The organism is Yersinia intermedia (assembly GCF_900635455.1).
In the GTDB taxonomy this organism is placed as follows: domain Bacteria; phylum Pseudomonadota; class Gammaproteobacteria; order Enterobacterales; family Enterobacteriaceae; genus Yersinia; species Yersinia intermedia.
Genome location: NZ_LR134116.1, coordinates 968,910 through 983,241 on the forward strand (window position 1 = coordinate 968,910; position 14,332 = coordinate 983,241).

The window sequence follows — 14,332 nt, forward strand, 5'->3', positions numbered from 1 at the left end:
GCAAATAAAGTTTTGCGTACTTCTTCCAGCTCTTGTCACTAACCTATCGACCCCAATCTACAGATACGTAAACTTGCTGCATGGACACCAATATAAGATTAAAGAGAACTGCCTTTATACGCGAGTATTCTCTTAAAAAACAAAAAGGTATCAGCCTTATCGAGTTGCTACTGGTGATTGTGTTAGTCGGTATAACATCACTTTGGGGGGCGCAAAATTGGCACCATTACCGGCAACGGGAAAGGCTCGCAGACAGTGCCCGTCAGTTACTTGCTTTCTTAACACACTTACAGGCACAGGCTAATCGCCGCAACAACACAGAATTGTTGTGGATACAGCAGAACGGGCAGGGCTGTCTGGGAAGTGGTGATAAACCTGCTACCCCCTGTTCAGCACTCACCGACAGCGTGTTTATTCCACCTTACCCTGATGTCGCTATCGCGACTTCATTGCAAAAAGAAATGGGGTTTTTTGGTGTGAGGAATACGGCACAAGCAGGAAATATCATGCTCAGTAACCCGGCAGGGTCTATCCGGTTAGTTATTTCCAGTAGAGGGCGCTTAAGGCTATGCAGTGAGGGCCAGCCAATATCAGGCATTCATATATGCCAATAATGCTCAGAAATACACCAGTGTCAGCTCGCTGGGGGCTGAAATGTATAACAGGTTTTACGTTACCGGAAATGATGCTGGCATTGAGTATTGGTAGTTTGATTATGCTTGGTGCCACAGAGGTTTTCCCCAAGCTACGCAAACAAATATCAATTTTGCAACAGCACTATTATCTGGAGCTAGCGCTTAGTCAGGTTATGGCTGTGCTGGAAAAAGATCTGCGGCGTGCGGGATTTTGCCATGGCGAGTGCCAGGGAACAGCGGTTACAACCCATCATTATCCCGCAGAAGCGACAAATTCGTGTCTGATAGTTGCTTACGATCTTAATCGAAATGGCCGATGGGAAGGGGAGAAACATCAGGAATCCGAATACTTTGGTTACCGCCTGCGTAATAAAGCATTAGAGGGCCAACGTGGTGAACTGAATTGCTCTGGCAGAGGGTGGGAAAAGCTGCTTGACCCACGAGAGATCACGATAACCCATTTCTCTATTAGCCAATTACCTCAGCAAACATCAAATCAGGTTTATCGGGTGCAACTAGCGGGGCAAAAAACAGGTAACCCGGTCATTCATCATCAGCTTACTTATACGATACGCAGGAACAATCTATGAAGCTGAATCATTTAACGCTGAATCATCAACGGGGGGCCAGCACATTGGCAGCCGTTGCTACACTTTTCGCTCTTGGTTTATTTCTGCTGTCAGCACTACATCGTCAATTGGATAATATTCAACAAATTACATCTGAAGAACAGCACTATTTACGTGCTTTTAATCAGGCAACGTCATCACTGAACTGGGGGATAAGTCAGAATTGGTCATTCAGTTTGCCATGGCGGGCTGGTTCGACATGGTATTGCATTCAGCAGCAATATGGCTTAAAAGCCTGTGTTAAACCGGCATCACTAAGTGGTTTTTTTATTCTCAGAGGAGAGAGCGATCCCCTCGGTGCTCGACCACCCTTGATACTTTATCAACGCGTCATGCTGAATACTGGCAAAGGGTATTTGGGTCACTATCAACTGGTTAAGGCCGCTCGTGGCTGGTTGGATTTCTGCCCTGATAAGGATGTACAGTTTTGCAATTACTAAAATACGGCAATAGGCACCTGTTGATGAAACGGGGCGACCAATGCCATCCTCGTAACCAACAAGGGTTTAGCCTGCCTGAAGCCTTAATTGCGGCACTGTTTTTCTCCGTTTCGTTATTGGGTGTGTTGCAATACCATCAGGCTCTTTTACAGGGTTTCTCTTCTTTATGGCAACAGCGTCAGGCTTGGTCTGTGCTTCATCAACACATCGACAGCGCAGGGGAAGATAGACCTGATAGGCCATTTATATCAGGAATGAAACCGAACTGGTTATATCGTCAGTCCATTGGCCGAACTGAAGGGGAGTGTGCCGAGCTTCGTTTCACCCTCGCGGTACGGGAAAACCAACCTGCAAAGTTAGCCCGTTGGTTTTGCTCTACGAATGGAAGCGGGTAACAGTATAGTTATCCCCATAAATTCGACACTGCTGAGGCTGTAAACAAGAGGATCTTGATTGATGTACAGCCGAGGGATACGGATGAGCAGCTATATCGGTCTTATAATAGAGATAACCTATTGCGCTCACTCATTATCAAGTTAGAGTATTAAGCCTCAGGATTTACCCACAAGTGATAATAAGTTGGTTTAATCATTTATGGCTATTTTCCATAGTGCCTTAAGGGAGTCATCATGTTCACGGTTTATCATTCTAATCAATTAGATTTACTCAAAGCGCTAACGACTGCGCTGATAGAACGAGAGCCGTTGGATAACCCTTTCCAGCAAGAAGTTGTGTTAGTTCAAAGCCCTGGGATGGCACAATGGTTACAAATGCAATTGGCACAACAATTTAGCATTGCAGCAAATATTGAGTTTCCGCTGCCCGCAACCTTTATCTGGGACATGTTTACCCGTGTTTTACCCGGGATCCCAAAAGAAAGCGCATTCAGCAAAGATGCCATGACATGGAAACTTATGTGGTTGCTGCCAGATTTACTGGAAAGCCCGGTATTTTCTCCCATGAAACGCTATTTAAGTGACGATAATGATAAGCGCAAAATCCATCAGCTTGCAGCTCGGGTTGCTGACCTTTTCGACCAGTATTTAGTGTATCGACCTGAATGGCTTGCCAGTTGGGAGCGAGGCCAACTCATTGACAATCTGGACGATGCTCAGCAGTGGCAAGCCACGTTGTGGGTGGAACTGACGAACTATACCCGCCAATTGGAACAACCCGAATGGCACCGTGCCAATCTCTATCAGCGGTTTATCCGCACACTACTTGAATCGGATTCCTGTCCCGCAGGCTTGCCCAAGCGGGTATTTATTTGCGGCATATCGGCATTACCCCCTATCTATTTACAAGCCCTGCAAGCGCTGGGTAAACATATTGATATTCATCTGATGTTTACGAATCCTTGCCGCTATTTTTGGGGCGACATTCAGGATTATGCTTTTTTGGCTAAATTACAAAGCCGCAAACGTAGACATTATCGCGAATCAATAGAAGTAAATTTGTTCCGCCACCCAGAGCAGGCTAAACAGCTCTTTAATGCGAATGGTGAACAAGAACTCAGTAACCCGCTATTAGCCTCGTGGGGGCGGCTCGGGCGGGATCATATGTATTTATTATCTCAGGTTGATGATATTCAAGAGGTCCATGCTTTTGTCGATATTGACCCTGATAATCTATTACATGGTATTCAGCACGATATGTTGGAGCTGGAGGACCACGCAATTATTGGTACCACTGCGGAATCCTTAGCTCATAGCGACCAAAAGCGTCGATTAGATATCAGGGATAGATCTCTCAGCCTGCATGTTTGCCATAGTCCTCAACGGGAAGTTGAGGTTTTGCAAGATAACCTATTGAATTTATTCTCAACCAACCCTGAACTTACTCCACGCGATGTCATTGTGATGGTTGCCGATATTGACAGTTACACCCCTTATATTCAGGCCACATTTGGTAATGCGACTGGAGAGCGCTATCTGCCATTTGCGATTTCTGACCGTAAAGCCAGTCAAGCCCATCCGGCGCTACAGGCTTTTATCACTTTACTTGATTTACCCCAGAGCCGTTTCACCTCTGAACAAGTATTGGCCTTGTTGGAGGTCCCTGCTTTAGCCAGCAAGTTTGGTATTACTGAAGATGGATTGCGCCGCTTACGGCAATGGGTGGGGGAATCAGGTATTCGCTGGGGGTTGGATGATGACAATGTGCGGGAGCTATCTTTACCCGCAACGGGTCAGCATACCTGGCACTTTGGCATAACCCGCATGTTGCTGGGTTATGCCATGGATAGCACCGCCGGCGATTGGCGGGGGGTGCTACCGTATGATGAGTCGAGTGGTTTAGCAGCGGAACTCGCTGGGCAATTGGCCGATATGTTGATGCAACTAAGCCAATGGCGGCAGCAATTAAGTGAACCAAGAGCACTCAGCGAATGGTTACCCTTGTGCCGCCAATTATTGGATACCTTCTTCGAACCCGATAATGACACTGAAGCGGTGTTGGTGCTGATTGAACAACAGTGGCAGAAGGTTATCAGCTACGGTATTGCAGCCCAATACCCCGATGTGGTGCCACTTAATCTGTTACGGGATGAACTGGCTTCGCGCTTGGATAATGAGCGCATCAGTCAGCGTTTCCTTGCCGGGCCAATCAACTTTTGTACTCTAATGCCTATGCGCTCTATCCCATTTAAAGTTGTTTGCTTATTGGGGATGAACGATGGTGTTTACCCACGAACACTGCCGCCGTTGGGATTTGATTTGATGGCAAAACAGGTTCGCCGTGGCGACCGCAGCCGCCGTGACGATGACCGCTATCTGTTCCTCGAAGCGCTACTTTCGGCTCAGCAACAGCTCTATATCAGCTATATCGGGCGCTCTATCCAGGATAACAGTAAGCGTTATCCATCAGTGCTGGTCAGTGAACTGATTGAATATATCTCACAAAGCTATCACTTACCGGGGGATGAAATGCTCAATGCTGATGAGAGCGCCCAGCGGGTGATTCAGCACTTACTCTGCTGGCATGCGCGGATGCCATTTGCGGCTGAAAATTTTATTCAACATAGCGAGTTACAAAGTTACGCTGCTGAATGGCTACCCTCTGCTGAGTCCAAAGGGCGACCGCATCCAGAGTTTAATCAGCCATTATCGCCTGAACCCTTATCTGAAATTACACTGGATGAGTTAATTCGTTTCTACCGTCATCCAGTGAGAGCATTCTTCCAGCTCCGGCTAGGAGTGAATTTTGTTATTGAAGAAACAGAATTACCTGATGAAGAGCCATTTACTTTAGATAACCTCAATCGCTATCAGTTTAATACTCAGTTACTAAATGCATTGATAGATGAGGGTGATATCAATAGCGTGTTCGCCCGAGCCCGAGCGGCCGGCACCCTGCCTTATGGATCCTTCGGTGAGCTGTATTGGGAAAGCCAGCAAGAGGAAATGGTGCCATTAGCTGAACAGATTCGTAGCGAGCGCCTTGAGTATCATAGCATTGAGCTAAATATCGAATTGGGTGACATCACCCTTACGGGGTGGATTCATCAGGTTCAGGAAGATGGATTAATTCGTTGGCGTCCTGCGGCATTGACGGCGGTAGACGGGCTTTTATTATGGATTGAACATTTGGTCTATTGTGCTGGCGGAGGTAAGGGGCAAAGCCGGATGTATGGCCGCAAAGGAACAGCATGGCGCTATGATTCTTTGGGCCGTGATGAAGCTCATCACTATTTACAACAGTTAGTCAGTGGGTATCAGCAAGGAATGTGTGAACCGCTGCTACTGCTAAGTAAAAGCGGTTGGGCATGGCTGAGTAACTGCTTTGAACGCGAGTCAGGTCAGATTTTGTGGGATGAAGAAACACAAACTAAAGCCCGAATGAAACTTTTACAAGTTTGGCAAGGTGATCAGCGAGTTGCTGGTGAAGGTGAGGATAGCTATGTGCAAAGGGTGTTCTGCCTGATGGATAATCCACATCTCGACAAGATAATACATGAAACGGAATGTTATTTATTACCGATTGCCCGCCATAATAAGGCGTGAGAACTGCTAATGGCTCGCCAGGCTTGTCAATACCAGAAAGTTGGCTGCGGCTTTGAGCGGTAATTTTGAAGGGGTTAGGGGAGAAAAGGAATGCATAAACAGTTTGCCCGCATCATGGGTATATTTTTCTTATTAGGTTTGCTGGCACCTCTGAGTTGGGCCGCAGCGCCTGCATGGCAACCACTGGCAGAAGCTATTCACAAAAGTGAACATGATCTGCGTAAATATCAGGCAATAAAGCTGCCTAATGGTATGACCGTGTTGCTAGTTTCTGATGCGCAAGCACCTAAATCCTTGGCGGCATTGGCGTTGCCTGTCGGGTCATTGGAAGATCCTAATAACCAGTTGGGTTTAGCTCATTATCTGGAACACATGTTATTGATGGGTTCTAAACGTTTCCCAGAACCAGGCAGTTTTTCTGAGTTTCTGAAAAAGCATGGCGGTAGTCATAATGCTAGCACTGCTTCTTATCGAACCGCCTTTTATCTTGAAATTGAAAATGATGCATTGGTACCGGCCGTTGAGCGTTTAGCCGATGCTATTGCAGAACCTTTATTAGACCCTATCAATGCTGATCGTGAACGTAATGCGGTCAATGCTGAATTGACGATGGCCCGCTCGCGTGATGGGATGCGCATGGCGCAAGTTAATGCCGAAACGCTTAATCCTGCTCACCCTAGTGCGCGGTTCTCGGGCGGTAATCTTGATACGCTCAAAGACAAGCCTGATGGCAAATTACATGATGAGCTACTGAGCTTTTATCATCGTTACTACTCAGCCAATTTGATGGTGGGGGTGCTGTATAGTAATCAGCCTCTGGATCAATTAGCACAGTTAGCGGCTGATACCTTTGGCCGGATTCCGAATCGGGAGGCAAAAGTTCCTCCAATTACGGTACCTGCTGTAACACCGGACCAAACCGGTATTATTATTCATTATGTTCCAGCCCAACCTCGTAAACAGTTAAAAATAGACTTCCGTATTGAGAATAATAGTGCGGAATTTCGCAGCAAAACAGATACCTATGTTAGCTATTTGATGGGTAATCGCAGTAAAGATACGTTGTCCGACTGGCTACAAAAACAGGGGCTGGCAGATGCTATTAATGCCGGTGCCGATCCAATGGTAGATCGCAATGGAGGGGTATTCTCTATTTCGGTATCACTCACGGATAAAGGTCTGGCCAAACGTGATGTGGTGGTAGCCGCTATCTTTGATTACATCAAAATGTTGCAAAAAGATGGCATTAAACAGAGTTATTTCGACGAGATAGCCCATGTTTTGAATCTGGATTTCCGTTATCCCTCAATCACGCGGGATATGGATTACATCGAGTGGCTGGTGGATATGATGTTGCGAGTACCTGTCGCACATGTACTTGATGCGCCCTATCTGGCGGATCATTATGATCCCAAGGCTATTGCTGCCCGGTTGGCTGAAATGACGCCAGAGAATGCGCGGATCTGGTTTGTCAGCCCTGAAGAACCTCACAATAAAGTAGCCTATTTTGTTGATGCTCCTTATCAGGTCAATAAAATTAGCCCACAAGAGATGAAAGACTGGCAACAACTTGGGGAGAATATCACCCTGAATCTACCGGCACTTAACCCCTACATCCCAGATAACTTTACTCTGATCAAAGCTGATAAAAATATCATCCGGCCACAGAATGTCGCGGAACAACCGGGGTTACGGGTGTTTTACATGCCAAGTCAGTATTTTGCTGATGAACCGAAAGCCGATATCACGCTTGCTTTTCGCAATCCACATGCGTTGGATACCGCCCGCCATCAGGTGCTCTTTGCCCTGACTGATTATCTGGCAGGTCTTTCACTTGATGAGCTGAGTTACCAAGCCTCGATCGGCGGGATCAGTTTCTCAACCGCGCCTAACAACGGTTTGTATGTCAGTGCTAATGGTTTCACACAGCGGATGCCGCAATTGCTAACCACGCTGGTTGAAGGTTACTCCAGCTTCACACCAACAGAAGATCAATTAGTGCAGGCTAAATCTTGGTATCGCGAGCAGTTGGACGTGGCCGAGAAAGGCAAAGCTTATGAACTGGCAATTCAGCCAGCTAAACTGTTGTCTCAGGTTCCTTATTCCGAACGCAATGAACGGCGCAAATTGCTTGATACTATCAACGTGCAAGATGTGCTGACTTATCGTGATAGCTTGCTGAAACAATCCGCGCTGAAAGTATTGGCGGTGGGTAATATGACGGCTCAGCAGGTTACCGAACTGGCAGAATCGTTGAAAAAACAGTTGGCTTCAACGGGTACCACTTGGTGGACCGGCGAAGATGTTGTTGTTGAGAAGGCTCAACTGGCCAATATGGAACGGCTTGGCAGCAGTTCTGATGCTGCACTGGCAGCAGTCTATGTTCCCACCGGCTATACAGAAATTGACGGTATGGCGCACAGTGCTTTGCTGGGGCAAATTGTTCAACCGTGGTTCTATGATCAGCTACGAACCGAAGAACAACTCGGTTATGCGGTATTTGCCTTCCCGATGTCGGTTGGTCGCCAGTGGGGGCTGGGGTTCTTGTTGCAAAGTAACAGCAAACAACCTGATTACCTGTATCAACGCTATCTTGCTTTCTATCCGCAGGCTGAAAAACGCCTGCGTGAAATGAAACCTGCTGATTTTGAACAATATAAACAAGGGTTAATTAACCAGTTACTGCAACGACCACAGACCTTGGAGGAAGAGACTAGCCGTTACAGTAATGATTTCAATCGTAATAATTTTGCGTTTGATAGCCGCGAGAAAATGATTGCTCATGTGAAGCAACTTAACAGCACTGCATTAGCTGATTTCTTCCAGCAAGCAGTGATTAAACCGCAAGGTCTGGCTCTGCTTTCTCAAGTTAAAGGTCAGGGGCAAACGGCGGGTGGGTATGCGGTGCCTAAAGGATGGACGACCTATCCGACAACATCTGCCTTGCAGGCGACCCTGCCGCAGAAGGTACTGGTTCCATGACATCAATGACTCCCCAGCGGCTAGAGCCGCTGACGCTCCCTTTATACGGTGAGAGGCTGATCGAAGCCTCTGCCGGTACTGGTAAGACATTTACCATTGGGGTTCTTTATCTGCGATTGCTGCTTGGTTTAGGCGCGCGCGCCGCGTTTAGTCGCCCGCTAATGGTAGACGAAATCCTGGTGGTGACCTTTACTGAGGCCGCAACTGAAGAGTTGAGAGGGCGAATTCGCGACAATATCCATGGGTTGCGTATTGCTTGCGTGCGGGGAGTCAGCGATGACCTAATGCATAAGGCTTTATTAGCCGAAATTGGTGATCTGAACGAGGCCGCAGCACAGCTACTTGCTGCTGAGCGTCAGATGGATGAAGCTGCAATTTATACCATTCACGGCTTTTGTCAGAGAATGCTGTCTAATAATGCTTTTGAATCTGGCATTTTGTTTGAACAAACATTGCTTCAGGATGAACAGCCCTTACGCAGACAGGCCTGTGCCGATTTTTGGCGGCGTCACTGCTATCCGCTCCCGTTGGCTGTGGCACGCGCAGTCAGCCAGGAATGGAGTGGGCCTGAGGCATTGCTCAAAGACCTTTCCACTTATTTGCAGGGGGAAACACCAAAATTTCGGCAAGCGCCTGGTGATGATGAAACGATACTCAGTCGGCATCAGCAAATAGTTGTGCAAATTGATGCTGTCAAAGCGCAGTGGCGTGCGGTGGCTCATGAGTTGGAAGCGTTGATTAGCGCATCAGGCGTTGATAAGCGTAGCTACAGCAGCCGATATTTACCTAACTGGCTAGAAAAGGTTGGGATATGGGCAGTGCAGGAGACCGGCGATTATCAGTTGCCTAAAGAGTTGGAAAAGTTTCGCCAATCGATACTATTTGAGAAAACCAAAAAAGGTGCGGCCCCACAACACTCGGTGTTCAGTGCAATAGACAGTATCTTCGAACAACCTTTGACGCTAAGAGATCTGATTTTAGCTCGCGCAATTAGCGAAATACGAACATCTGTCCAGCAGGAGAAACGGCAGCGGGCGGAATTGGGCTTTGATGACTTGCTCAGTAAATTGGATGCAGCATTACAGCAGCCAGGTGGCGAGTTGTTAGCTCAATCTATTCGCACCCGTTATCCAGTAGCAATGATTGATGAGTTTCAGGATACCGATCCCCAGCAATACCGTATTTTCCACACGCTTTATGGTAACCAAAGTGAGTGTGGTTTATTACTGATTGGTGACCCTAAACAGGCTATTTATGCCTTCCGTGGTGCAGATATTTTTACCTATATTCGCGCTCGCTCAGAAGTAAGTGCCCACTATACGCTAGAGACTAATTGGCGCTCCTCTTTCCCGATGGTTCAATCAGTAAACAGGCTTTTTAGTTCGGTTGAAGTTCCTTTTCTGTTTGAACAAATCCCCTTTATCAAGGTGGCGGCTGCTGAAAAAAATAGCCGTCTATCTTTTGAAATTAAAGGGAAAAAGCAGCCAGCTATCTCTTTTTGGCTGCAACCGGGGGAGGGGGTTGGGGTTAGTGAATACCAACAATTGATGGCCCGGCAGTGCGCCAGTCAAATCCGTGACTGGCTGGTGGATGGGCAGAAGGGGTTGGCGCAGTTAGTGACAACGGCAGGCTCCAGACCGGTTCAGGCATCTGATATTACTATTTTGGTTCGTAGCCGGGCAGAGGCTGCTTTGGTCCGCGATGCACTGAGTGCTCTGGCTATCCCATCGGTTTACTTGTCCAATCGCGACAGTGTGTTTGATACGGCGGAAGCCAAAGATCTATTGTGGTTATTGCAGGCTGTGCTGGCCCCAGAGCAGGAGAGAGCCTTACGCAGTGCGATGGCAACTGGGATGCTGGGATTGGATGCACAGATGTTGGATGCATTGAATCACGATGAGCGCGCCTGGGATACGCTGGTCGATGAATTCGATGGTTATCGTCAACATTGGCAGCGCCGTGGTGTGCTTCCTATGCTGCGGGAAATTATGGCACAGCGCCATTTAGCTGAAAACTTGCTGGCGACCCCTGGTGGAGAACGCCGGTTGACAGATTTGCTGCATTTGGGGGAGCTACTACAAGAGGCTGCATCACAACTTGATAGTGAGCACGCACTAATCCGTTGGCTGGCACAACAAATAGCGCAACCAAATCATCAGTCGGATAACCAGCAATTGCGTTTGGAAAGTGATCGCCATTTGGTTCAGGTGATTACAATTCATAAATCAAAAGGGTTGGAATATCCGTTGGTTTGGCTCCCTTTTGTCGGTAATTTCCGTCAGCAGCAGGACGTGCTATATCACGATCGTCATAGCTTTGAGGCTCTGCTTGATCTGAATGCTGATGAAGAGAGCCAGTCTTTGGCGGAAGAAGAGCGGTTGGCAGAAGACTTACGGTTACTCTACGTTGCTCTAACCCGTGCGGTTTATCATTGCAGTATCGGTATTGCACCACTGATTAAAGGCGGGCGGAAAAAACAGGGCGAAAGCGACATGCACCTTAGCGCTTTAGGTTATTTGGTTCAACATGGACAAGCTGGCGACGCGCAATATTTGGCTGATAAGTTGGCCGAGCTAACCGCTTCTTCTGGCGGTGACATTGCGGTCTTACTGGCGGAACGTCCTGATGCTACAGCTTGGCAGCCTCGGCCTGAAATTTTGCCAGAACTCGCCGCACGTCAGTTTAACCGACAAATGCATGACTTTTGGCGGGTTACCAGTTATTCCGGCCTACAGCAGCATGGTTCTAAATCGCAGGCTCTGAATATCCCTTTACAGGAGCTATTACCACGGTTAGATAGTGATGCCGTCGGTGAACAAGCACCCATCGCCGCAGCCGATTTAACGCCCCATACCTTCCCCAGAGGGGCCGCACCGGGGACTTTTCTGCATGATTTACTTGAGCCATTAGATTTTAGCCAACCTATTGAACCGGACTGGCTAGCGGAGCAATTGCAGCAACAGGGTTTTGGCGAGCAATGGTCGCCAATGTTGTATCAATGGCTAAGTGACATTATGCATGTCCCCCTTAATGATACGGGCGTAACCTTGGCGGGATTGACGCCGGATAGCAAGCAGGCGGAACTACAGTTTTATTTGCCAATCGATACCTTGCTACGCGCTAATCAATTAGATGCCTTAATCAAGCATTATGACCCGCTCTCACGCCAGTGCCCGGTGCTAGATTTTCAGCAAGTCAGAGGGATGCTTAAGGGCTTTATTGACTTGGTATTCTGCTGGCAGGGTAAATATTACTTACTAGATTACAAATCTAATTGGCTAGGGGAAGACAGCAGCGCTTATACCGCACAATTGATGGCTCAAGCGATGGCTGAGCATCGTTATGATCTGCAATATCAGCTATATACCTTGGCTTTACATCGCTATTTACGTCATCGTTTAGGCAATTATGACTATCAACGTGACTTCGGTGGTGTCATTTATCTCTTCTTGCGTGGTGTCGATAAACAACATCCAGGTAACGGCATATTTAGTTGTCGTCCTGAACTGGGGCTGATTGAAGGAATGGATTGTTTATTCAGTGGCAATGAGGTTGTTCTACTTTCAGGTCACGAAAGTGGTACTGCTCAGGCAGATGAGGATTCATCAAGATGATGGCTCTACTGGACCAAGCGGTTCGTGACCACTTACTACGCCCTCTGGATGTTCAATTTTCTCGCATGATTGCAGGGGATGATGGCCCCATGCTGCAATTGGCAGCGGCTATTCTCAGTGCCGAAGCGGGAGCCGGGCATGTGTGTCTGCCATTGAGCTATCTGCAACCAGAACAACTGTTTGGTGGGCGGCAGGCTGGATTATCTCAAACATTATGGCAGGCTGCTGGTGCTCCAGATCTGTCGCGTTGGATACAAGTATTAAATAATTCTCCGGCGGTCAGTGATGGCTCATTGCCAACGCCGTTGGTTTTGCAAAATGAACGATTGTATCTTCAACGGATGTGGCAGTACGAGGGGGATGTGGTGCGGTTTATTGCCAGTGACAATACCGCTTTATTCGTTAATGAAGCCAGGGACGTTAACGAAAACCTGTTAACAGAGACACTGGACCGCCTATTTGGTCGGTCAGGCACGGAGATTGACTGGCAGAAAGTGGCCGCCGCAGTTGCTGCTACTCGCCGTATCTCGGTGATTTCCGGTGGGCCGGGAACAGGGAAAACCACCACAGTAGCCAAGCTATTAACTGCGCTGATACAGCTTAGCCCAGGGCAACGTTTACGTATCCAGCTTGCCGCCCCAACCGGTAAAGCTGCTGCGCGGCTGACTGAGTCATTGGGGAATGCCATCCGCCAGCTCACACTTACAGACGCCGAGCGCAAGTTATTGCCCGATCAAGCATCCACTCTGCATCGTTTGTTAGGCGCTCAACCAAACAGTCAACGTTTGCGTTATCACCGAGGTAATCCATTAAATCTTGATGTGCTGGTGGTAGATGAAGCGTCGATGGTGGATTTACCCATGATGGCGCGGCTAATTGCCGCTTTGCCCGCTAAAGCTCAAGTCATTTTCCTCGGGGACCGAGATCAATTGGCTTCGGTTGAGGCCGGGGCGGTATTGGGGGATATATGCCGCTTTGCTGAGTTGGGTTATAGCAAGGCCCGTGCAGAACAGTTAGCGCGGCTGACAGGATGCACATTGGCCGGAAATATACCGATTGGAGCAGTACCGACGGATACGGTCAATGTACGTGATAGCCTGTGTTTATTGCGTAAGAGCTATCGGTTTGATGAGAAATCGGGCATCGGTCAGCTCGCTTTAGCGGTTAATGCAGGTAAGTATCGGGATGCATTATCAGTATTTAAGGGTGCATATTCAGATGTTGAACATTTTTCTCTAACTGATTCGGATGACTACCAACGGTTGCTGGAGGATTGCGTTGCGGGCTATCAGCATTATCTCCAATTGGCAGCCACAGGTGCCCATGCTGCGGATGTGCTGGCAGCATTTGGTCGTTATCAATTGTTATGTGCATTGCGAAGTGGGCCATTTGGTGTCAGTGGATTGAATGAGCGGATTGAACAATTGTTGCATCACAAGAGGTTAATTGAGCGAGCCCCAGGCCCAACTGGGCGTTGGTATGCCGGTCGGCCAGTGATGATCGGGCTTAATGACAGTGCGTTAGGCCTCTTCAATGGTGATATTGGCATTGCTTTATATGACGGCGAGGGAGAACTACGGGTGCATTTCCAGTTACCGGATGGCAACATAAAATCGGTACAACCCAGCCGTCTTCCCAGTCATGAAACGGCTTATGCCATGACTGTTCATAAGTCTCAAGGATCAGAGTTTGAACATACCGCACTGGTATTACCAAATACCTTTATGCCGGTATTAACGCGTGAATTGGTTTATACCGCGATAACCCGCGCCCGCCAGCGTTTAACACTGTATTGCAGCGATACGGTGTTAAGCAATGCGATACGCACACCGACACTTCGTCTGAGTGGGTTAGTGGATCGTTTGAATGCGTTGACATGAGTTTACGCTTGCTGCGTGGCGCCACAAAGAGTGAGTTATGCAGACCATTAATTGGTCTGGCAAGGGGGCCGCGGCTTGCGACCTCCCTGTAATGCTCATTATGTGGGGAATAAATTAAATAAGTTCTGATAGATAATTAGGCTCAATATCT

8 protein-coding genes are annotated in these 14,332 nt (G+C 47.9%); all 8 read left to right on the top strand.

The features are described from left to right. The first annotated feature begins 80 nt into the window (after positions 1–80). The gene (locus EL015_RS04480) at positions 81–614 is read left to right on the top strand and encodes a prepilin peptidase-dependent protein (RefSeq protein WP_005185819.1); all 534 of its coding nucleotides are present in this window, start codon (positions 81–83) and stop codon (positions 612–614) included. Continuing rightward, on the top strand, positions 605–1,225 hold the full coding sequence (locus EL015_RS04485) for a prepilin peptidase-dependent protein (RefSeq protein WP_032906527.1): 621 nt from the start codon (positions 605–607) through the stop codon (positions 1,223–1,225). Before EL015_RS04480 ends, EL015_RS04485 begins: the two co-directional genes overlap by 10 nt. After that, positions 1,222–1,704, top strand: a complete 483-nt coding sequence (locus tag EL015_RS04490) for a YgdB family protein (RefSeq protein ID WP_032906526.1) — start codon at positions 1,222–1,224, stop codon at positions 1,702–1,704. Before EL015_RS04485 ends, EL015_RS04490 begins: the two co-directional genes overlap by 4 nt. A 23-nt stretch (positions 1,705–1,727) precedes the next feature. After that, positions 1,728–2,099: a prepilin-type N-terminal cleavage/methylation domain-containing protein gene (locus EL015_RS04495; protein ID WP_005185811.1), complete on the top strand. Its 372-nt coding sequence runs from the start codon at positions 1,728–1,730 to the stop codon at positions 2,097–2,099. Between the two features lie 234 nt (positions 2,100–2,333). Further along, positions 2,334–5,705: an exodeoxyribonuclease V subunit gamma gene (gene recC / locus EL015_RS04500; protein ID WP_005185808.1), complete on the top strand. Its 3,372-nt coding sequence runs from the start codon at positions 2,334–2,336 to the stop codon at positions 5,703–5,705. Between the two features lie 90 nt (positions 5,706–5,795). Beyond that, a complete protein-coding gene (gene ptrA / locus EL015_RS04505) occupies positions 5,796–8,687 on the top strand; it encodes a pitrilysin (RefSeq protein WP_005185806.1) in 2,892 nt (963 codons plus the stop codon). Beyond that, positions 8,684–12,301, top strand: a complete 3,618-nt coding sequence (recB, locus tag EL015_RS04510) for an exodeoxyribonuclease V subunit beta (protein WP_050413749.1) — start codon at positions 8,684–8,686, stop codon at positions 12,299–12,301. Before ptrA ends, recB begins: the two co-directional genes overlap by 4 nt. Then, complete coding sequence (gene recD, locus EL015_RS04515) at positions 12,298–14,181, top strand: exodeoxyribonuclease V subunit alpha (protein ID WP_032906522.1); 1,884 nt, start codon at positions 12,298–12,300, stop codon at positions 14,179–14,181. The genes recB and recD overlap by 4 nt, the downstream gene beginning before the upstream one ends. The last annotated feature ends 151 nt before the right edge of the window (positions 14,182–14,332 follow it).